Origin of the sequence: Enterobacter sp. T2 (genome assembly GCF_010692925.1) — a bacterium.
Taxonomy (GTDB): domain Bacteria; phylum Pseudomonadota; class Gammaproteobacteria; order Enterobacterales; family Enterobacteriaceae; genus Enterobacter; species Enterobacter kobei.
Genome location: NZ_CP048736.1, coordinates 110,685 through 132,157 on the forward strand (window position 1 = coordinate 110,685; position 21,473 = coordinate 132,157).

The window sequence follows — 21,473 nt, forward strand, 5'->3', positions numbered from 1 at the left end:
CGTGTGATGAAAGCGTTATCCAAACTGAAAGCGGAAGAAGGGATTTGGATGACCGACGTGCCGGAGCCGGAAGTCGGTCATAACGATCTGCTAATCAAAATTCGTAAAACCGCCATCTGCGGTACTGACGTTCACATCTACAACTGGGATCAGTGGTCACAGAAAACCATTCCGGTCCCGATGGTTGTCGGTCACGAATATGTGGGTGAAGTGGTTGGCATTGGTCAGGAAGTCAAAGGCTTCCAGATTGGCGACCGCGTCTCCGGTGAAGGCCATATCACCTGCGGCCACTGCCGCAACTGCCGCGGTGGGCGTACGCACCTGTGCCGTAATACCATTGGCGTGGGCGTAAACCGCCCGGGCTGCTTCGCGGAATACCTGGTGATCCCGGCGTTTAACGCGTTCAAAATCCCGGACAATATCTCTGACGATCTGGCCTCCATCTTTGACCCGTTCGGTAACGCGGTACACACGGCACTCTCCTTCGACCTGGTGGGTGAGGATGTGCTGGTGTCTGGCGCGGGCCCCATTGGCATTATGGCGGCAGCCGTGGCGAAGCATGTGGGCGCGCGTAACGTGGTGATCACCGACGTGAACGAATACCGTCTGTCGCTGGCGCGTAAAATGGGCGTCACCCGCGCGGTGGATGTTTCCAAAGAGAGTCTGACCGACGTGATGGAAGAGCTGGGCATGACCGAAGGCTTTGACGTAGGTCTGGAGATGTCCGGTGCGCCACCGGCGTTCCGCACCATGCTCGACACCATGAATCACGGTGGCCGTATCGCGATGTTGGGTATTCCGCCGTCAGATATGTCTATCGACTGGAACAAGGTCATCTTCAAGGGGCTGTTCATCAAAGGCATTTATGGCCGTGAGATGTTCGAAACCTGGTACAAGATGGCGGCATTAATTCAGTCTGGTCTGGATCTGTCCCCGATTATTACTCACCGCTTCTCAGTTGATGAGTTCCAGAAAGGCTTTGACGCGATGCGTTCAGGCCAGTCTGGGAAAGTGATCCTGAGCTGGGATAAGTAATCAAAAAGGGGCCAGCGGCCCCTTTTTTTACTGATTTTTTTTCTCTTCGTCCGTCAGGTAACGCACCTTGCGGGTATAGTCCTGACCTTTGAACAACAGTTTGTTTTCAGGTGATTCAAGATACTTTTGCCATTCTGAGAGCGGAAAACCACCGTGCGCACCAATCACCTCTTTCGGCACAACGGCTTCCTGTCCGCCAATCTTCTTGGACACCGGCCAGTTCATCCAGTCGCCCAGGTTAACCGTTTTTAAATCCAGCATGTCCAGTAGCGCGGCGAGCGGCAGCTGATCCGTCGGCGGTTGCGTGTCTTCCATCAGTTCCCAGGTATCCTGGAACAGCGTGAGCCACAGCGGGCAGATACGGCGCCAGGTCTTTTTAGTGGCCGCAAGAAACGCACCGTTAACATGATCAACCAGATACGGGCGCACCGTCTCTTTATAATACGCCGGGACTTTCTCTGCTGGCGCGCCGTCCAGCTTGGCAATCATTTTGCCCTGGCGGAAGCTGGAGTAGATGTGCATCTCGGCCATGTTGATTTCTGGCATCTTCAGGAGGTTGAGATCGGAATCGATCATCAATACGCCTTCACCGCGCGCCTGCAGCGGGGCGTTAAGCTTCACCAGGCGGCTAAGGTAGATCTGCTTGTAGCGATAACCTTCTTCACGTTTTGGTAGGTCGAGGGTCACTATGCGGGTTTTCGGCGGCAGATTGCCAAACGCGGATTCTGGTTGATCGCTGACAATCACAATCTCGCTGACGTCGGTGGCATATCGCTCTGCAAAGGTCGCGGACAATAACGCCTCTTCGACGAAATCCGCACCGGTGCAAGGGATCACGATAGAGTCAACCGCCACGAGATCGCGCGTGACCGGAAGGGAAGCGTAGGGAATGTTATGTCGCCCGGTGATGTGGCGGTAGCGAGCATTCAGGAATTTAAACATGTTCTTCTCGTTTGGTTATTGCGCGCCAAGAACGGCCTCGACACCGTTAACATAGCTTTCAATGGCATACACGTTGCAGACATTCTGATGCGCAGCGGCGGCGAGCCGGGTGCGCAGATCGGGATCCTGCCAGATATTATCCAGGTGTTGAGCAAGTTGCGACACATCGCTCCACGGGAAAAGCAGCCCGGTCGATGCATGATCGATCAATTCTGCCGTGCCGGTCACCTTTGAGCCAATGACGGGGATATTCAGCAGCATCGCTTCCAGCACGACGCGGGGCAAGCCTTCGCTCTGCGAGGCCAGAATAAACGCGTCAAAGGTCGCGAGGTAGTCAAAAGGCGTGTTCTGGAAACCGGTGAAAATCACATGCTCAGCAATACCCAGCGCATCAGCTTGTGCCGCCAACGCACCGCGTTCAGCCCCCTCACCGACCAGCACCATCTTCCACCTCGCCTCGGGATGTTTCTGGTTGAATTGTGCCAGCGCTTCCAGCGTGTGGTGGTTGGCTTTGCGAGGGATTAATGAGCCAATGCTGCCGAACACGAACGTGTCGTCATCAATGTTCAGGCGATTACGCATCGCGCGTCGGTCGGGTAAAGGCTGATGGATGTCGATGGCATTGTTGACCGTCGTACACAGCTCGGGTCGGACCCCATGCTGAACTAACACGCGTTCTACGCCATGTGAGACGGCGATGATTTTTGTGGCATGGGTATTCACCAGCTTCACCAGCGGCGGGGTCAAAACAGGTTCAATTCGACAGTGCTGGATTATCCGCGCATGCACGTTTGCACCTGCCAGATAACCCTCTTCGTTAGAGCCCGGCTGGTTGTTCATATAAAGCGTATCGAAACCGCCATCCCTGAAAATCGTCTCGATTTTGCTAACGTTGGGTCGAATACGCCAGAGCGTATCAACATGACGTGTAAATGCCTTCCGGGCGCTGCGGGAGAAAAACAGCAGGCTACGTCCCAATTCTTTGGCAATCTTCGCCCATGCGGGCTGCTTATGTTGAGGGATGACAATTAAGGGAATGCCAATACTGTTCAGCACCTGGCCGATGGTTTGCCCTTCGGCCCGGCTGTAGTCACTGTAAAAACAACAGGTAATATCGAACTTTTCGCGGTTAATGCGCTTCAGAAGTTCGAGCATACTGTTGGTGCCTCCTCCCCATTCTTTACCGGTATCGAGGAGCAGAATTTTGTGTCGCTGCGGCATTTTTCTACCTTAATCGCCTGTCACTGAGAATGGCTCACTGATACTTTCTTACCCCATCCCTGCCACTGGTGCTGGAAGTATTGCACCAGCGTACTCTGGCTCACGCTTTCGCTGATGACCGCGAAGAAGCGGGTTGCATGCACCGGTTCAGGCGGTTGTTTCAGCTTGCAATTCTTCACGCCACGGAACGGGTTACGCGGCTGCGTTGCGGGTGGTTGTGCGCTACCCGGGCGAGACGTATCGACCTGCGGCTCATTGAGCAGATCGCTCGGACGTACCAGTGTGATATCTGGTGGCAAGGTCGGCAACATCTGTTGTAAAACGCGCACCGTAGAAGGATGCGGGTGGCCGATGGCAATGGCTGAACCATTGCGTCGGGCGAGCTGCACGGCGCGATTGAACTGCGCGCGAATGTCGGCCTCGTTCTGAGTATCATCCAGGAACACCTTGCGCTTGATCACCTTCACCCCCGTTCCCTGAGCGGCACGCATCGCCTGGCTGTTGCCGATGGTCATGCTGTCGAGGAAGTAGAGGTTGTAGCGTTCCAGCGCCTGCATCACTTTTAGCATGCCGTACAGGCTGGAGGTCATCGCGCTACCCATATGGTTGTTCAGGCCAACGGCATACGGCACGTTGTTGTAAGCGTCACGGATGATGCGCTCGATCTCATCGCTGCTCATATCTGGACGAAGCGTATCTTTTTCCAGCGGCTGTTTACTGAGCGGTGCCATCGGCAGATGGATGAGGACCTGATGTCCGCTGTTGTGGGCTTTGGTCGCCATCTCACGGGCGTGAGGCGCATTCGGAAGGACGGCGACAGAGATGGCTGGCGGCATCGCCAGCACCTGATTTTCATAGTGCGGACGATAACCGAAGTCATCAATCACGATGGCGAGTTTACCGGCGTATACCGGTGCAGCCAGCGCCAGCGCGCTGACGACGGAGAGAACCATTCGACGAAATTGAAGCAAAACTTATCTTCCCAACCACGGCTGTGGATTGACCGCCTGACCCTGACGACGAATTTCGAAATAGAGTGACGGGCGGCCCTGACCGCCACTGCTGCCCACAAGGGCGATGGGTTGGCCTGCGCGCACCTGTGTGCCAACGCTGACCAGTGCGCTCTGATTGTAGCCGTAAAGACTCATGTCGCCTTTACCGTGCTCAACCACTACCACAAGACCGTAACCCTGCAGCCAGTCGGCCAGAATCACTCGTCCATCGGCAATGGCTTTTACTTCACTACCTTCAGACGCACCGATAACGATCCCTTTCCAACGTAGCTCACCCTGCAGCTGTTCGCCATAACGATGCAGAAGCGTACCGCGAACGGGCCAGTAGGCCTGACCGCGTGGGGAACCCAGACCGCCGGTACGCGACATCAGGGAACGTTCGCTTTCGCTTGGTTTGTAGGTGGTACCTTTGCGGGAGGCTTCCTGCTGCTTGTCGCGGACAGCCTGTGCCTCGCGGGCCTCTTTTTCGGCACGCGCTTTCGCCGCGGCTTCGGCACGGGCGATACTGTTACGCAGTTTTGATTCGTTGGCACGCATTTCACTCAGCTGGCTCTGACCTTGCTGAATGGAGGACTCAAGACCGGAAAGGGTTTTCTTGCGCTCGTTACGGGCCTGCTCAAGTTTCGCCTGCTGCGCTTTTTGTTCGTAGAGCAACGTCTGCTGCTGACTCTGCTTCTCTTCCAGCTCAGCTTTTTGGGTGGAGACCTCTTCACGCGTCTGTTTCAACTGCGCAATGGTCTCCTGACGCGCCTGGTTCAGATAACCGAAGTAGGCCTGCAGACGCTGACCGCGCTGGCTCTCTTCACCGCTGAGGATCAACTGAAGACCGGTGTGTTCACCCTGTCGGAAAGCGGCATCAAGCTGTGCGGCAAGATTGCGCTCCTGTGCATCACGCTGGCGCTCCAGTTTGGCAATCGACGCGTTCATCTCGTCGATCTGTTTATTCAACTGAGCGAGGGTATCTTGCGTTTCACGGAGCTTACGGGCTGCGGCCGAAATAGCTTCTTCCTGCTGCTTAAGCTGGGCGAGCAGGGCGGAGCGTTGCTGTTGTTGCTGGCGTACCGCACGCTCTTTAGCGGCGATATCCGCCTGAATGGATTTCAACTGGTCGCGATCGTCCGCGTGGGCGGATGCGGCGCACAGCAATACGCCAGCGCTGAGTGCGCTGGCGCAAAGCAGGGGTCTGACTGATAACCTAAGCGGCTTCACGACCCATGTGATTGAAAAAATCGCCTTTCCCCTCATGGGGAGGGATTATTCCACGATGAACAGCGGCTTACCAGTCATCTCTTCAGGGATCGGCATACCCATCAGCGACAACATGGTTGGCGCGATGTCAGAAAGCTTGCCGCCTTCCACTGCTTTCAGTGATTTATCACCGACATAAATCAGCGGAACAGGCAGGTTGGTGTGAGCGGTATGCGCCTGGCCCGTTGCCGGGTCGCGCATCTGTTCCGCGTTACCGTGGTCAGCGGTGATCAGCAGCTGACCGCCTACGGACTCAACCGCTTTTGCAACCTGCTCAACGCAGTGATCCAGTGCTTCAACCGCTTTCACGGCGGCTTCCATCACGCCGGTATGACCGACCATGTCGCCATTCGGGTAGTTACAGATGATGGTGTCGTACTTGCCGCTCTTGATGGCCGCGACCAGTTTTTCAGTCAGCTCAGCAGAGCTCATCTCTGGCTGCAGATCGTAAGTCGCGACTTTCGGTGAGTTGATCAGAATGCGCTCTTCACCTTTGAACGGCTCTTCCACGCCGCCGTTAAAGAAGAAGGTCACGTGCGCATATTTTTCGGTTTCGGAAATACGCAGCTGCGTTTTGTCATTCTTCGCCATCCACTCGCCGAAGGTATTAGCCAGCGAGGCTGGTGGATACGCGCATGGGGCTTTGATGTCTGCCGCGTATTCGGTCAGCTGGATGAAGTCGAGGTTTACCACTTTCTTACGGGCAAAACCGTCGAAGTCGCTGTTGACGAAAGCACGGGTGATTTCACGCGCGCGGTCAGCGCGGAAGTTCATGAAGATCAGCGCATCGCCATCTTCCATGGCGGCATCGGGCTGGCCTTCAGCACGAATCACGGTCGCTTTCACGAATTCATCGTTTTCATCACGTGCGTATGCGGCTTCCAGGGCTTCAACGGCAGTCGGGAACTGGAACTCACCTTTTGCCAAGGTCATCAGGTCATAGGCCTGTTCAACGCGATCCCAGCGGTTGTCGCGGTCCATGGCGTAGTAACGACCAATGATGGAGGCGACGCGGCCTTTGCCCAGTGCGGCAAATTTCTCTTCGAAGGCTTGCAGAGAGCCTTTTGCGCTGCGTGGTGGCGTATCGCGACCATCCAGGAAGGCGTGCAGATAGATTTTTTCTGCACCGCGCTCGGCGGCCAGTTCAACCATCGCCATGATGTGATCTTCGTGGCTGTGTACACCGCCCGCGGAGAGCAAGCCCATGATGTGAACGGCTTTACCTGCCGCAACGGCTTTATCTACCGCGCCGCAAAGAACCGGGTTCGCGAAGAAGGTGCGTTCTTTGATTTCGACATCCAGACGGGTCAGGTCCTGATAGACGATACGGCCCGCGCCCAGGTTAACGTGACCGACTTCGGAGTTGCCCATCTGGCGGTCAGGCAGACCGACTTCCAGACCGGATGCGTCGATCAGGGTATGGGGACGTTTCGCCCACAGCGCATCCATCACCGGGGTTTTTGCGCTGAAAATAGCGTTATCCTGGCTGTCTTCACGGTAGCCATAGCCATCCAGAATCACCAGTACCATAGGTTTTTTAGAAACCGACATTGCAACAACCTCATGCTCAAGAGTCAAAATTTGCGTAATTTTACTACAGCTGAATCGATCAAATAGCCGCAGAAGATCAAAGAAAGCGCAGGGGCAAGGCGCTGACCGGACCATTTTGAGGCATTTTTTTAGGTGGCATGCCGCAGAAAATGGATTAGGTTAGGGTCGCTGGCTGTATTTGCCAGAACGCACAGGTATACTCCTGTCCTGGTTTTTTTATCACTTAGTCGGGAGTAGTTACCCTCCATGCAAGAAATTATGCAATTCGTTAGCCGCCATCCGGTTCTGAGCATCGCGTGGATTGGCCTGCTGGCTGCTGTGCTGTTCACCACATTTAAGAGCCTGACGTCTAAGATTAAGGTTATCACCCGTGGTGAAGCGACGCGTCTTATCAACAAAGAAGATGCCGTCGTTGTCGATCTGCGTCAGCGTGACGATTTCCGTAAAGGTCACATTGCAGGCGCAATCAACCTGTTGCCAGCTGAAATCAAAGCGAACAACGTGGGTGAGCTTGAAAAACACAAAGCCCAGCCAATTATCGTTGTTGATGCAACCGGTATGCAGGCGCAAGAATCTGCCAGCGCGCTTTATAAAGCGGGCTTCGAAAATGTAACGGTACTGAAAGAAGGGATCTCCGGCTGGAGCGGGGAAAATCTTCCTTTGGTTCGCGGTAAATAAGGAGTTCAGTCATGGCCAATATTGAGATCTACACCAAAGCGACGTGCCCGTTCTGCCACCGTGCGAAAGCGCTGCTGAACAGCAAAGGCGTCACGTTCAAGGAACTGCCGATCGACGGTGACGCGGTTAAACGTGAAGAGATGATCCAACGTAGTGGTCGTACGACGGTTCCGCAGATTTTTATTGATGCGCAGCACATTGGCGGCTGTGATGACTTGTATGCGCTCGACGCCCGTGGTGGACTCGATCCGCTGCTGAGCTAAGAGACTTTAGGACAATTAAAAAGGGTTTTTCCATGTCAGAACAAAGCAATAATGAAATGATTTTCCAGATCCAGCGCATCTACACGAAAGATGTCTCTTTTGAAGCGCCAAATGCGCCGCACGTTTTCCAGAAAGACTGGCAGCCAGAGGTTAAACTTGATCTGGATACCGCATCTACCCAACTGGCAGATGACGTGTATGAAGTTGTACTGCGTGTGACCGTGACCGCCTCTCTGGGCGAAGAAACCGCGTTCCTGTGTGAAGTACAGCAGGGCGGTATCTTCTCCATCGGCGGCATCGAAGGCAACCAGATGGCGCATTGCCTGGGTGCATACTGCCCGAACATCCTGTTCCCGTATGCGCGCGAATGCATCACCAGCCTGGTTTCTCGCGGTACATTCCCGCAACTGAACCTTGCGCCAGTTAACTTTGATGCGCTGTTCATGAACTATCTGCAGCAGCAAGCTGGCGAAGGTGCTGAACAACATCAGGATGCCTGATGAGCACTGTTAATGCTTCAATGACTGTGATCGGTGCCGGCTCATACGGCACCGCTCTTGCCATCACGCTGGCAAGAAATGGTCACGACGTGGTCCTGTGGGGCCACGATCCAAAACATATCGCCACGCTGCAGCACGACCGTTGCAATGTGGCGTTTCTCCCGGACGTTCCGTTCCCTGACTCCCTGCACCTGGAAAGCGATCTAGCGACCGCGCTGGCGGCCAGCCGCAACATTCTGATTGTCGTCCCGAGCCATGTGTTTGGCGAAGTGCTGCGTCAGATTAAGCCGCTGATGCGCCCGGATGCCCGTATTGTCTGGGCAACCAAAGGTCTTGAAGCGGAAACCGGACGCCTGCTGCAGGACGTTGCCCGCGAAGCGCTGGGTGATGCGATCCCGCTGGCGGTCATCTCCGGTCCGACCTTTGCCAAAGAGCTGGCTGCTGGCCTGCCGACGGCGATCTCGCTGGCATCGACTGACCAGGCTTTCGCCGACGATCTCCAGCATCTGCTGCATTGTGGCAAGAGTTTCCGCGTCTACAGCAACCCTGATTTTATCGGTGTCCAGCTGGGCGGTGCGGTGAAGAACGTGATTGCTATCGGTGCCGGGATGTCTGACGGTATTGGCTTTGGCGCCAACGCCCGTACGGCGTTGATTACCCGCGGCTTAACCGAGATGTCCCGTCTTGGCGAGGCGCTGGGCGCCGATCCGGCCACCTTTATGGGGATGGCGGGTCTGGGCGATCTGGTGCTGACCTGTACCGACAACCAGTCTCGTAACCGCCGCTTTGGCATGATGCTCGGACAGGGCAGCGATGTAAAAAGCGCGCAGGAGAAGATTGGACAGGTGGTGGAAGGCTACCGCAATACCAAAGAAGTCCGCGAATTGGCGCACCGGTTTGGTGTCGAAATGCCAATAACCGAGGAAATTTATCAGGTATTGTATTGCGGAAAAAATGCGCGCGAGGCAGCATTGACCTTATTAGGTCGTGCGCGCAAGGACGAGCGCAGCAGTAAGTAGTCGGAACCATTGTCACCTGAATGACCCAGCCAGCGCAGAACTGGCTGGTCATTAACTTATCGTCTGGAGTAAGCAATGCCGTGTGAAGAACTGGATATCGTCTGGAACAATATTAAAGCCGAAGCCCGGGCGCTGGCCGACTGTGAGCCTATGCTGGCCAGTTTTTACCACGCTACGCTACTCAAACACGAAAACCTTGGCAGTGCTCTCAGCTACATGCTCGCCAACAAGCTGGCCTCCTCGATTATGCCTGCTATCGCCATCCGCGAAGTGGTGGAGGAGGCATACGCCGCTGACCCGGAAATGATCGCCTCTGCCGCCTGTGATATTCAGGCCGTGCGTACGCGTGACCCGGCGGTAGATAAATACTCTACGCCTCTGCTATACCTGAAAGGCTTCCACGCCCTGCAGGCGTATCGCATCGGCCACTGGCTATGGAATGAAGGCCGCCGCGCGCTGGCAATCTTCCTGCAAAATCAGGTCTCCGTGACCTTCCAGGTCGATATTCACCCGGCAGCGAAAATTGGCCGTGGAATTATGCTCGACCACGCCACCGGCATTGTTGTGGGTGAGACGGCGGTGATTGAAGACGACGTTTCGATCCTGCAGTCGGTTACCCTTGGCGGTACCGGTAAAACCAGCGGCGATCGCCATCCGAAAATTCGTGAAGGGGTGATGATTGGCGCGGGTGCCAAAATCCTCGGCAACATCGAAGTCGGACGCGGCGCGAAGATTGGCGCAGGGTCGGTTGTGCTCCAGCCGGTTCCGCCGCACACCACCGCGGCTGGCGTACCGGCGCGTATCGTCGGCAAACCAGACAGCGATAAGCCGTCCATGGATATGGATCAGCACTTCAACGGTATCCACCATACGTTTGAGTATGGTGACGGCATTTAACTTCTGAGAATGGCGCCCGGGTACCCCAGCTGGCGCCATGCTTCATACACCACCACCGACACCGCGTTCGACAGGTTCATGCTGCGGCTGTCCGGCATCATCGGAATACGGATTTTCTGCTCAGCGGGCAGGGCATCCAGAATCGTGGCTGGCAGGCCGCGGGTTTCCGGGCCAAACATCAGATAGTCACCGTCCTGATAGCTCACGGCGCTGTGCGCTGGCGTGCCTTTGGTGGTCAGGGCGAACATGCGCTGCGGCTTTTCGCTTTCCAGAAACGCGGCGTAATCATGATGGCGCACGACGGCAGTAAATTCATGGTAATCCAGCCCCGCGCGACGCAGACGCTTGTCGTCCCACGTAAAGCCCATCGGCTCAATGATGTGCAGACGAAAGCCGGTGTTGGCACACAGGCGGATGATATTGCCGGTATTCGGCGGAATTTCTGGTTCGAATAAAACGATGTTAAGCATGCTGCCCCCTTAATTGCGGGGGCAGAATAGCAGAAAAGTGAGGAATTACGCGACGCCAGGTTCCTGCGCACGGCAACGCAGCATTTTGTAGCACGTTGCCGCTGCGGCGACCAGGGCAGGCACGCTGAGGATCATCAAAATACTGTCCGCCTGCCACTGCAGGGAAAGCAGCTGAGCGCTGGTCATGGTTCCCGCCACGCCGCCAAAGCGGCCGATCCCCTGCATCCAGGCAATACCCGTTGCGCGGCACTCTGTTGGGTAAAAAGTCGCTGCCAGGGTTTGCATGCCCGATTGCGCCCCGTTCATCGCGATCCCCATCAGGAAAATCAACCCGCCAAACAGGGCGATATGATTATGCTCAATGCCCAGTAACAGAATGAGACCCATTGTCAGCACAAAGCCACCCGCGACCACTTTGTGTGCCTCCCAGCGATCCATCATCCAGCCCGCGAGCAGAATGCCTGCGGTACCGCCGAAGGTGAACAGCGAGGTGAGCCAGGCGGATTCCGCCAGCGCATAGCCCATCCCCTGCATCAGGGTCGGCATCCAGCTCAGCAGGACGTAGTAAATCACCAGCCCCATAAAGTAAGTGACCCACAGCATCAGTGTGCCGGGCAGCCAGGGCATGGAGAAGAGCTGCGCCACGCTCCCTTTCTTAGAAGCGACTTTTTCCTCGGCCAGGAAAAAGCCGGTAACGCTCTCCAGGGTGCTGCGGCTGAACCGGCTGGCGATACGGCGGATCTGCATGACCTCCTTCCCGCGCTGCACCAGAAACTTCACCGACTCCGGCAAAAACAGCGCCAGCAGCAGCGTCAAAATCAGCGGCGCAATTGCACCCGTCAGCAGCACGCTTCGCCAGCCATGGTGGGGAATAAGCCACGAAGAGATCGCACCACCCCCTGCGGCACCCAGAGGGAAGCCGCAGTACATGGTATTAATCGCCATGGCGCGGCAGCGCTGGGGGGCAAACTCGGAAATCAGCGTGATGGCGTTTGGCATTGCGGCACCGAGGCCAAGGCCCGTCAGAAACCGCCACAGCGTCAGCGTATTCAGCGTTTGCGCCCAGGCCGTGCCCAGGCTTGCAAGACCGAAGAACAGGCAGGAGAAGACCAGCACGCGCTTGCGCCCCATCTTGTCCGATACCGGGCCTGCAATGAGGGCACCCAGCGACAAGCCCAGCAGGGCTGCGCTCAGCACCGGCCCCAGATCCTGTTTATGTATCCCCCATTCTGCCGACAGCGTAGGGGCGATGTAACCCATTGCTGCGGTATCAAATCCATCGATCGCCAGAACCAGAAAGCCCAGTACGATAAGAAGCCAGTGAAACCCTGAAAAGGGACTCTCATCGATCACCTGCTGAATATCCACTTTGCCTGAATACGTCATATGCTCCTCTCCGATGTGATGTTGTTTTTGTGTTCTTGTATTTGCTTGTCTATACAATTGCGGAGGGAGTAAATATGTCAAATTTTCTTATCCAATTTGTTATCTAAGTGTTATTTTCGGCAAAAAAAAGCGCCCGAAGGGGGAACCGGGCGCGTGAACAGCGGTGTTAACAGGAGGGGTATTCAGGCAGCGTTTCCCTGCGCAAGGGGAGCCAGCGCCGCCGGTAATCGACTTAACTCCTGCACCAGAGAGTCTTTGCTGATTTCGCTAATGGTTTTCGCACCGGTCAGCGTCATCGCGACTTTCATCTCTTTTTCGATCAGGTCAAGCAGGTTCGCCACGCCAGCCTGACCTGCCGTCGCCAGCGCGTACAGATACGCACGGCCCAGCAGCACGCTGTCGGCGCCAAGCGCGATCATGCGTACCACGTCCAGCCCGTTGCGAATGCCGCTGTCGGCCAGAATCGCGATATCGCCTTTCACCGCATCGGCAATGGCGGGCAGCGCGCGTGCGGAGGAGAGCACACCGTCGAGCTGACGCCCGCCGTGGTTTGAGACCACAATGCCGTCTGCGCCAAAACGTACCGCGTCGCGGGCATCTTCCGGGTCGAGGATCCCTTTGATCACCATCGGGCCGTCCCAGAATTCGCGGATCCACTCCAGGTCTTTCCAGGAGATGGACGGATCGAAGTTGTTCGCCAGCCAGCCGATGTAATCTTCCAGCCCGGTCGGTTTACCGAGGTAAGCCGAGATGTTGCCCAGATCGTGCGGACGTCCGTTCAGACCCACATCCCACGCCCACTGCGGGTGCGTCACCGCCTGCCAGTAGCGGCGCAGAGCGGCATTCGGGCCGCTCATGCCGGAGTGGGCGTCGCGGTAGCGCGCGCCCGGCGTTGGCATATCGACGGTAAAGACCAGCGTGGAACAGCCCGCCGCTTTGGCGCGCTCCAGCGCGTTGCGCATAAAACCGCGATCGCGCAGGACGTACAGCTGGAACCACATCGGACGCTTGATGGTCGGCGCGACCTCTTCAATCGGGCAGACGGAGACGGTAGAGAGGGTAAACGGAATACCCCTGGCATCCGCGGCCGCCGCCGCCTGCACTTCGCCACGACGGGCGTACATACCGCACAGGCCGACGGGGGCGAGAGCGACCGGCATGGAGAGCGTTTCGTTGAACAGCGTCGTCTCAAGGCTCAGGTCAGACATATTCTTCAGCACGCGCTGACGCAGGGCCACCTCTGACAAGTCTTCCACATTGCGGCGCAGGGTGTATTCGGCATACGCCCCGCCGTCGATGTAGTGGAACAGGAACGGGGGCAAAATGCGCTGCGCCGCGGCGCGATAGTCACTGGCTGCTGAAATGATCATGCTTTGTTCTCCCTGGAAATATCACTCTCGCCAGGCAGACGGGTAATACGCGCCTGTCGGGCCTGGTCTTCATCGAATCGTTTAATGGTGGTGTGAACGAAGCCGAGATGCGCCATCATCGCCTTGCGTGCGGCCTCGGCATCACCGGTCAGAATGGCGTTAAGCACCGCCTCGTGTTGTTCAGTCAGCTGGGCAAACACCGGCGGAACCAGGTACATGCGCTGGCGGCTTTGTTTGACGGAGGATTGCAACAGGTCGAAGAACCCGCGCATGGTCTGGAGCAGAACCACATTGTGCGACGCTTCGGCAATGGCCAGGTGAAAACGCACGTCAGCCTGGGAGGCGATATCCGGGTCGCTGCTTTGCGTGGCCTCAAAGCAGGCTTTGAGCTTCTCTTTGTCGGCCTCGGTTGCCCGCATGGCCGCATGCCAGGCGGTGCTGGTCTCGATGGCGTGACGCGCTTCGAGGATGTCAAAGCTGTAGTCCGGGTCATTTTCCATCAGCGTCTTCAGCGGCTGAACGATGTTTTGCTCGGACCAGTCGTCATGCTGCCAGCGCACAAAGGTGCCGCCGCCGCGACGGCTCACCAGTACCCCTTCGCTGACCAGCGTGGCCAGCGCTTCACGCAGGGAATTACGCGATACACCAAGCTGGGTGGCGAGCTGGCGTTCAGCGGGCAACTTCATGCCCGCTTCCAGCTGTTGTTCTTCAATCAGCGCCCGTACGCGAGAGGCTATCTCGTCGGACAGGCGTCTGGGCATCACTATCATGGGATCATCCAGGTTAAGACATAAGCCTGCAGGGTGGTGATCACCCCGACCATGCAGGTGAATATCAGGCTGTGTTTTACGGTAAAGCGGAACAGATCCGACTCTTTACCGACCAGTCCCACCGCCGCACAGGCAATGGCGATGGATTGCGGGGAGATCATTTTCCCGGTCACGCCGCCGGTGGTGTTCGCAGCGACCAGCAGGACATCCGACACGCCAATCTGCTGGGCTGCCGTAGCCTGCAGTGCAGCAAACAGGGCGTTCGACGAGGTATCTGACCCGGTCAGGAACACACCCAGCCAGCCGAGGAACGGTGAGAAGAAGGTGAAGGCGTGGCTGGTATGGGCCAGCGCCAGTGCCAGCGTCGATGACAGGCCGGAGTAGTTCGAGATAAACGCGAACGCCAGCACCATGCCGATGGAGTAAATCGGCAGCATCAGCTCTTTAATCGTCGCTGCAAAGGTCTGCACCGCGGCGGCAGGCTTCATGCGCAGCCACACCACGGAAAGGATCGCGGCAAACAGGATGGCGGTCCCGGTGGCGGAGAACCAGTCGAACTTATAGACCGCGGCATACGGAGTGGCGGCATGCACGACTGGCGGCATGCGGGCGACCATTTTGTCGAGGAACGGCACGGAGATATTAATCACCATGTCGTACAGCGCGCCGCCCGGGGCGAACAGGGCTTTAAACGGCGGGATGCTCCACAGCGTTACCGTTGCGGTCAGGAACAGGAACGGTGACCAGGCACGGATCACCTGCCCTGCGGTATAGCCCGTGCGTGCCAGGGTTTGATCGACCTGCGAGGCACCCATGTCGGCGAAGCGGAAAATACGTACCGGCTGCCAGCGTTTCAGGAACAGGGTCAGGCAGACCAGCGAGACCAGCGACGAGATAATGTCCGGCAGCTCCGGACCGAGGAAGTTTGAGCTCAGGTATTGCGCGATGGCGAACGAACCGCCCGCCACCATTACAGCAGGCCACGTCTCTTTCACGCCGCGCCAGCCGTCCATAATCGCCATGATCCAGAACAGCACGATGATGGTCAGGAACGGCAACTGGCGACCCACCATCTGGCCGATCTCAAAGCTATCCAGCCCGGTCACCTGTCCGGCGACCAGAATCGGAATCCCCATTGCGCCAAACGCCACCGGGGCGGTGTTCACAATCAGGCACAGGCCCGCGGCATAAAGCGGGTTAAAGCCGAGGCCCACCAGCAGGGCGGCCGTAATGGCGACCGGTGCGCCAAATCCGGCGGCACCTTCCAAAAACGCCCCGAAGGAGAAGCCGACAATCAGCATCTGCAGGCGCTGGTCCGGTGTGATGGAGAGAATCGACGAGCGAATGATGTCGAACTGCCCGGTTTTCACCGAGATTTTATAGACAAAGACAGCGGCGATGATGATCCACGCAATTGGCCACAGACCGTAGAAGAAACCGTAGACAACGGAGGCCAGCGCGCGATCGACCGGCATTTTGTAGAAGAACAGCGCCACCAGCAGAGCGATGGCAACGGTGTACGTCGCGGCAAGGTAGCCCTTCAGCTTGAGCTTAATCAGCGCAAAGAAGAAGAACAGGATCGGAAGCGATGCGATCAGGCTCGACAGCCAGATATTTCCGGCCGGGTCGTAGTTTTGTTGCCAGAGGCTCATGCAGGTCTCCTGGGGACCAGATAACCTGCGCGGCGGGTGAGTCTCCGCTCATCTCTGCATCACAGGTTATGTAAAAGTGGTCCTGCCAATGTTGTGTTGTAGGGTTAATGACAACAAATGGTTAATCAGATGTTATGGAGTGGCAATGGTTTTGTGAGCGGAAATAATGGAATTGTGAACCAGGGGAGGATTGATTGCGCAATTGGTTGGACCAATTCACGCGAAGGGGAAAAGAGTAGGCCGGGTAAGCGCAGCGCCACCCGGCATGAAATCAAAACGCCGTCTTACAAAAACCCGTCATCTCTTTCAGGCCCATTTCACGGCCAAGCTCGGTCATCGGGTGCACGACCACCAGGCCACGGACGCTTTTCTTCAGCTTGCCCATGTCAGCCTGTTCTTTTTTAGTGATTGCGCGGCGGTGTGGCATGTTCATCAGCTTCTGCGCTTCGTTGCTCAGCTTCTGGCCTTTTACTTCCCGCAGGCGCTCGATCTCTGCCTCCAGCTTCGCGGTCTCTTTCTCCAGCTCGGCGTACTTCTCGGCGGAATCGACCAGTGACAGACCCGCCATCTGGTGACGGATCAGATCCAGGCGGTCGCTCAGGCGTTTAATTTCGTTCTTTTCGACTTCTTTCATGACAAATAACTCTGAAAACGGGGAATTTACAGGGAAGGATACACCAATGTGAGCAGGCTTACTTCTGAAACGCTTTTTTTAAGCTGATCCGGGAAATCAGCTCAGTCAGGGAAAGGACCATCGTGGAGCGGACAACCTGCTGATAACGCAGCTTTTGCATCGCGTATAGCTCAGGGTCGCTGCTGTCGAAATGAGGGGCAGGGGGCAGCGCGGCCACGCAATGCAGCTCGCCGAAGGGCCCCAGGATCTCATCATCGGTAAAGGCGTATTCGTTACCGTCATGATTGAGCTCCTCACGTAGCGCCATTAACAGCTCTGCATCTTCGTACTCTTGCCGGTTCAGCACGCCAAGACCGTAAATCAGCTTCAGACGCACCGATAAATCGCCCAGCGGTCCATCGCCGTCCAGTAACGGTTCTACAGCATATTTTACCGCGTAGTCGTCTTTGCGAAACACCTGAAGCACCAGGATATTTACCGCCTCGGTTAACAGCTCGACGGCGGCAATCAGGAAGCTTCGTACGGTTTTGCCAGCATTCAGACGCTCAAGCACACGATTTTCAAAGGCCTGGGTTTGTTCCATTATTGCCTGCATATCTGACAATCTGTTATCTGGGCGCAGGCTAACCTGCGCCACACTGTGCATCATTTGGTTGCGTTGTATGCGTTAACCGCCTCCACAACCACGTCGCTATTGGCGTCCAGACCGGAAATCTGCGCCAGCGCAGCCTGCGCGCCTTTGTCATCAATCAGCTGAGCCAGCTCGATCGCCTGCGGGTCCTGATCGCTGCGGTAGTGCATTGCAGCGGCAATCCCTTTCACCAGGTTGGCATGCGGCAGACCGTATTCCAGCGTGCCGAGCAGCGGCTTAATCAGACGGTCGCCTGCACTCAGCTTACGCAGCGGTTGACGTCCCACGCGCTCAACATCATCTTTCAGATACGGGTTTTCAAAGCGACCGAGGATTTTCTGGATGTAGGCTGCGTGTTTATCAGCATCAAAACCGTAGCGTTTGATCAGCACCGCGCCGCTCTCTTCCATGGCCCCTTTTACCACCGCGCGGATTTTCTCATCGAGGATCGCATCGCGAATGGTCTGATGACCGGCCAATTTTCCGAGGTACGCGGTTATAGCATGCCCGGTGTTCAGCGTGAAGAGTTTGCGTTCGACAAATGCCATCAGGTTATCGGTTAATTCCATTCCCGGAATAGTTGGCAGTGCACCTTTAAACTGAGTTTTATCGACGATCCACTCGCTGAAGGTTTCCACGGTCACTTCCAGCGGGTCGTGGGTGGCGGATGCTGACGGCGGAACGATGCGGTCCACGGCGGAATCCACAAACCCAACGTGCGCGTCGACCCAGGCTTTATCCTCGTCAGCCACGGCCGCCATGACATGGCCTTTCAGCTGTGTGGTGCCGCGTACCATGTTTTCACAAGCGATGATGTTCAGCGGGGTGTCGATGCCCTGCGCTTTACGTTTTGCCAGGCCTTTAGCCACCGCCGGGGCGATACGCTCCAGAACCACCGGGCCTACCGCCGTGGTGATAAGGTCAACGCTGGCAATCAGGTCGATTACGTCGTCGCCAATGCTGCTGACCGCGTTCACGCCTGAGACGGTATCGACCTGCTCGTTTTCGCCCACCACATGGACCTGATAGCTATGACGGGCATTCAGGGCATCCAGGACCACCTGATTCACATCGGCGAACGTCAGCGTAATGCCCGCGTCTGCCAGCAGTTTGCCGATAAAACCACGACCGATGTTACCTGCGCCAAAATGTAATGCTTTCATAGTGTTAACCTTCATCAATGTTTTTACCCGAGAGGGCTGGGGTGAGGAGCTTTCTCCCCCTCACCCTAGCCCTCTCCCCGGGGGGAGAGGGAAGAGGCGCTGTTATTTGTTCAGCAGTGCCAGAACTTCTTCAACGCTGGTGGTTTTGGCCAGACGCTCGATAACGGACTCATCGTCCAGGGCGTTGGTCAGGCTGGTGATCACCTGGATATGCTCGTTGTTGCGAGCGGCGATACCAATCACCAGACGGGCGATGTCATCTTCTTCTTCACCGAAGCGTACGCCATCAGGATACTGACAGAACACCACACCGGTTTTCAGCACGCGGTCTTTCGCCTCAACGGTACCGTGTGGAACCGCGATGGATTCACCGAGATAGGTCGGGGTCAGTTTTTCGCGTTCCAGCATCGCATCGACATATTCAGGCTGAACGTAACCGCCTTTTACCAGCTGTTCACCGGCAAAGCGAATCGCTTCTTCTTTAGTAGCCGCGGTACGGCCGAGGAAGATGTTCTCCGCACCCAGTTTAAACAGGTGGGCATTACTCTCGTCAAAGCTATCCTGCAGGCTGGTGCGCACTTTCACTTCGTTATCTTCATGACGCTGCGCGGCAACCAGACGTTCGGTCAGGCTGGTGTACAGGCCGCTGTCGAGGAAGTTAGTCAGCGAAATGTGCTGTGCCTGCGGTACCTGACGCATGGCGCGTTCGGTCAGATCGCGGTGGGTGATCACCAGGTCAACGTCCGGCGGCAGACTGTTAATTGCGCTGTTGGTCACGGAGATGTTGGTCAGGCCCGCATCCTGTACTTTCTTACGCAGCACGCCGGCACCCATTGCACTGGAGCCCATACCGGCATCACAAGCAACGATGATTTTACGCACGTGGCTCAGGTCGTTAGAGACATCGCCAGCCGCCAGCGGGGTCGCGCCTTTGGATTCCGCTTTCATGTCGTGCATACGGCGGGTTGCCGCTTCGATATCGTCATCTTCTTTCACTTTGCTGGTTTTCAGCAGGATAGAAGAAACCACGAAGGAGACCGCCATGGCCGCACAGATAGCCGCGATGTTAGCGAAGTAGGCACCTTTCGGGGTCATGGCCAGCACGGCCAGGATAGAGCCTGGAGAAGCAGGAGAGACCAGACCGCCGCCCAGCACGCTCAGGGTGAACACGCCGGTCATACCGCCGAGGATAACGGCCAGGATCAGGCGTGGGTTCATCAGCACGTACGGGAAGTAAATTTCGTGGATACCGCCCAGGAAGTGGATGATAGCCGCACCGCCAGCAGACTGCTTAGCGCTGCCGCGACCAAAGAACATGTATGCCAGCAGAACGCCCATACCCGGACCTGGGTTTGCTTCAATCAGGAAGAAGATGGACTTACCGAGATCGTGAGACTGCTGAATACCCAGCGGCGAGAAGATACCGTGGTTGATGGCGTTATTAAGGAACAGGATTTTCGCCGGTTCAACGAAGATAGACGCCAGCGGCAGCATGTCGTGCGCCACCATAAAGTTAACGCCTGCCGCCAGAATTTTAGACAGCACTTCAACCGCAGGGCCAATGCCGAGGAACGCCAGAATCGCGAGGATCATCCCGATGATGCCCGCAGAGAAGTTGTTCACCAGCATTTCGAAGCCGGATTTGATCTTACCATCTACCCAGACGTCGAATTTCTTAATCGCCCAGCCGCCCAGAGGACCGGCAATCATGGCACCGAGGAACATCGGCATATCCGCACCGACGATAACACCCATTGTGGTGATGGCACCCACAACGCCACCACGGTCACCGCCTACCAGACGACCACCGGTATAACCGATGAGCAGCGGCAGGAGGTAAGTAATCATAGGGCCAACAAGTTTCGCCAGCGTTTCGTTAGGCAACCACCCTGTCGGAATGAACAATGCGGTGATAATACCCCACGCGATAAACGCGCCGATATTTGGCATCACCATGTTGCTGAGGAAACGACCAAAGCTTTGAACTTTGATCTTGAAATCGGATGACATAAAACACCCCTTCTTATGTTTACGCTTAGGCTTGCGGCCCGAGGTTTATCGTTAATGTGCGGCGGCAGAGGTAGCCGGGCCCTGTTCTGATGCTGTGAAATCTGGCACTGAATCGTTCAACTGTCCAGACAGTGAAAATTTGTGTGACATACGTCACGTAAATGTAGGGGGTGTGGCATTCAATGACGTGATATGAATCACAAAATTAGTGGGTAAAAAAAATACGATGGCGAAAAACAAAGCAAAAACTACGCGTTTCTGTGATTGCGATCGCATTTTTGTTTTGTGGGTTTGTTTCTGGATTGTGACTGATTTCACAAAATATTTTTATGCAGATTTCTCTGGCTGTGATCGGCGGCAAACTCTGCTTTGCGAATTGGCGTCAGGATAGTCTTGCGTGACACGTAAAGCTAAAAAACCACTTTTCATGTGTGGTATGGCGAAAAGTTAAAAGGTGGATTACGCTCATAATGTAAGGTTAAGTATATTATTATTCAGGTTATATTTTGACACGTTTATAAACTTGCATGGAGATATTATAAAAACCGATACTCCCCGGCTCTGAAATAACCAGTGTGCCTTTTAAATTTAAAAATAAATTAATTAGGCTGCGTGCTGTTTTATTCGTTTAATGAGTTGACGTTGTTTAAGTGAGGAAAATATGTTTCTCAACTATTTTACGTTGGGCGTATTGATTTTTGTATTTCTGGTGCTTTTTTACGGGATTATCGCTATTCATGATATCCCTTATAATATGGCTAAAAAACGTAATCATCCCCATGCCGATGCGATTCATACGGCAGGCTGGATTAGCCTGTTCACCCTCCATGCCATCTGGCCGTTTCTGTGGATTTGGGCCACGCTCTACCGTGAAGATCGCGGTTGGGGCATGCAGAACCACATTACAAAGCCAGATGAGGTTCCGGGCATGGATGCGCTGTCCAAACGCGTGGCCGAATTAGAACAAAAGCTGGCGGCGGTACAGCCCACTGCTGATCAGAACACGCTGGAGCGCTAATC

The 21,473-nt window shown here is 55.8% G+C and carries 21 protein-coding genes; 7 read left to right on the plus strand and 14 right to left on the minus strand.

Features of this window, described 5'->3' with window-relative positions; translation table 11 throughout:
- Positions 1–6: 6 nt before the first annotated feature.
- On the plus strand, positions 7–1,035 hold the full coding sequence (gene tdh / locus G0034_RS00570) for an L-threonine 3-dehydrogenase (protein WP_014882001.1): 1,029 nt from the start codon (positions 7–9) through the stop codon (positions 1,033–1,035).
- Between the two features lie 27 nt (positions 1,036–1,062).
- Here tdh and G0034_RS00575 read toward each other — a convergent pair whose 3' ends face one another.
- The 5 genes from G0034_RS00575 to gpmM are packed head-to-tail and all read right to left on the minus strand — an operon-like array spanning position 1,063 to position 7,010.
- The gene (locus G0034_RS00575; RefSeq protein WP_014882002.1) at positions 1,063–1,977 is read right to left on the minus strand and encodes a hypothetical protein; all 915 of its coding nucleotides are present in this window, start codon (positions 1,975–1,977) and stop codon (positions 1,063–1,065) included.
- A gap of 15 nt (positions 1,978–1,992) precedes the next feature.
- Entirely contained in the window at positions 1,993–3,198 is a 1,206-nt protein-coding gene (locus G0034_RS00580; protein WP_023331731.1) for a glycosyltransferase, read from the minus strand.
- Positions 3,199–3,218: 20 nt separating this feature from the next.
- Entirely contained in the window at positions 3,219–4,169 is a 951-nt protein-coding gene (locus G0034_RS00585) for a divergent polysaccharide deacetylase family protein (protein WP_032645126.1), read from the minus strand.
- Between the two features lie 3 nt (positions 4,170–4,172).
- Positions 4,173–5,432, minus strand: coding sequence for a murein hydrolase activator EnvC (gene envC / locus G0034_RS00590; protein WP_230278613.1), 1,260 nt, complete (start codon positions 5,430–5,432; stop codon positions 4,173–4,175).
- 33 nt (positions 5,433–5,465) lie between these two features.
- Positions 5,466–7,010 (minus strand): 2,3-bisphosphoglycerate-independent phosphoglycerate mutase, encoded by a 1,545-nt coding sequence (gene gpmM, locus G0034_RS00595; protein WP_032635332.1) that lies wholly within the window; start codon positions 7,008–7,010, stop codon positions 5,466–5,468.
- Between the two features lie 246 nt (positions 7,011–7,256).
- Here gpmM and G0034_RS00600 point away from each other — a divergent pair, with 246 nt between their 5' ends.
- The 5 genes from G0034_RS00600 to cysE all read left to right on the plus strand — a co-directional run bounded on the left by G0034_RS00600 (position 7,257) and on the right by cysE (position 10,367).
- Entirely contained in the window at positions 7,257–7,688 is a 432-nt protein-coding gene (locus G0034_RS00600) for a rhodanese-like domain-containing protein (RefSeq protein ID WP_014882007.1), read from the plus strand.
- 11 nt (positions 7,689–7,699) lie between these two features.
- On the plus strand, positions 7,700–7,951 hold the full coding sequence (gene grxC / locus G0034_RS00605; RefSeq protein WP_014882008.1) for a glutaredoxin 3: 252 nt from the start codon (positions 7,700–7,702) through the stop codon (positions 7,949–7,951).
- A gap of 32 nt (positions 7,952–7,983) precedes the next feature.
- A complete protein-coding gene (gene secB, locus G0034_RS00610) occupies positions 7,984–8,451 on the plus strand; it encodes a protein-export chaperone SecB (protein ID WP_008502716.1) in 468 nt (155 codons plus the stop codon).
- Positions 8,451–9,470, plus strand: coding sequence for an NAD(P)H-dependent glycerol-3-phosphate dehydrogenase (gpsA, locus tag G0034_RS00615; RefSeq protein ID WP_014882009.1), 1,020 nt, complete (start codon positions 8,451–8,453; stop codon positions 9,468–9,470). The genes secB and gpsA overlap by 1 nt, the downstream gene beginning before the upstream one ends.
- 75 nt (positions 9,471–9,545) lie before the next feature.
- Positions 9,546–10,367 carry a serine O-acetyltransferase gene (cysE, locus tag G0034_RS00620; RefSeq protein ID WP_008502718.1) on the plus strand — a complete coding sequence of 274 codons (822 nt, stop codon included), beginning with the start codon at positions 9,546–9,548 and terminating at the stop codon, positions 10,365–10,367.
- Here cysE and trmL read toward each other — a convergent pair.
- The 9 genes from trmL to G0034_RS00665 form a co-directional block, all read right to left on the minus strand.
- A complete protein-coding gene (trmL, locus tag G0034_RS00625; protein ID WP_014882010.1) occupies positions 10,364–10,837 on the minus strand; it encodes a tRNA (uridine(34)/cytosine(34)/5-carboxymethylaminomethyluridine(34)-2'-O)-methyltransferase TrmL in 474 nt (157 codons plus the stop codon). The genes cysE and trmL overlap by 4 nt on opposite strands.
- 45 nt (positions 10,838–10,882) lie before the next feature.
- Positions 10,883–12,223, minus strand: a complete 1,341-nt coding sequence (locus G0034_RS00630; protein WP_047625634.1) for an MFS transporter — start codon at positions 12,221–12,223, stop codon at positions 10,883–10,885.
- Between the two features lie 182 nt (positions 12,224–12,405).
- Positions 12,406–13,593 carry a quinone-dependent L-lactate dehydrogenase gene (lldD, locus tag G0034_RS00635; protein WP_023331735.1) on the minus strand — a complete coding sequence of 396 codons (1,188 nt, stop codon included), beginning with the start codon at positions 13,591–13,593 and terminating at the stop codon, positions 12,406–12,408.
- The gene (lldR, locus tag G0034_RS00640) at positions 13,590–14,363 is read right to left on the minus strand and encodes a transcriptional regulator LldR (protein WP_100124598.1); all 774 of its coding nucleotides are present in this window, start codon (positions 14,361–14,363) and stop codon (positions 13,590–13,592) included. Before lldR ends, lldD begins: the two co-directional genes overlap by 4 nt.
- A complete protein-coding gene (gene lldP / locus G0034_RS00645) occupies positions 14,360–16,015 on the minus strand; it encodes an L-lactate permease (protein ID WP_014882014.1) in 1,656 nt (551 codons plus the stop codon). Before lldP ends, lldR begins: the two co-directional genes overlap by 4 nt.
- 271 nt (positions 16,016–16,286) lie before the next feature.
- Positions 16,287–16,649, minus strand: a complete 363-nt coding sequence (locus G0034_RS00650; protein WP_014882015.1) for a YibL family ribosome-associated protein — start codon at positions 16,647–16,649, stop codon at positions 16,287–16,289.
- 58 nt (positions 16,650–16,707) lie between these two features.
- Positions 16,708–17,298, minus strand: coding sequence for a mannitol operon repressor MtlR (mtlR, locus tag G0034_RS00655; protein ID WP_023331737.1), 591 nt, complete (start codon positions 17,296–17,298; stop codon positions 16,708–16,710).
- On the minus strand, positions 17,295–18,443 hold the full coding sequence (gene mtlD, locus G0034_RS00660; RefSeq protein ID WP_014882017.1) for a mannitol-1-phosphate 5-dehydrogenase: 1,149 nt from the start codon (positions 18,441–18,443) through the stop codon (positions 17,295–17,297). Before mtlD ends, mtlR begins: the two co-directional genes overlap by 4 nt.
- 102 nt (positions 18,444–18,545) lie before the next feature.
- Positions 18,546–20,453 carry a PTS mannitol transporter subunit IICBA gene (locus G0034_RS00665; RefSeq protein ID WP_045134455.1) on the minus strand — a complete coding sequence of 636 codons (1,908 nt, stop codon included), beginning with the start codon at positions 20,451–20,453 and terminating at the stop codon, positions 18,546–18,548.
- 661 nt (positions 20,454–21,114) lie between these two features.
- Here G0034_RS00665 and G0034_RS00670 point away from each other — a divergent pair.
- On the plus strand, positions 21,115–21,471 hold the full coding sequence (locus tag G0034_RS00670; RefSeq protein WP_179120417.1) for a DUF3302 domain-containing protein: 357 nt from the start codon (positions 21,115–21,117) through the stop codon (positions 21,469–21,471).
- Positions 21,472–21,473: the final 2 nt, after the last annotated feature.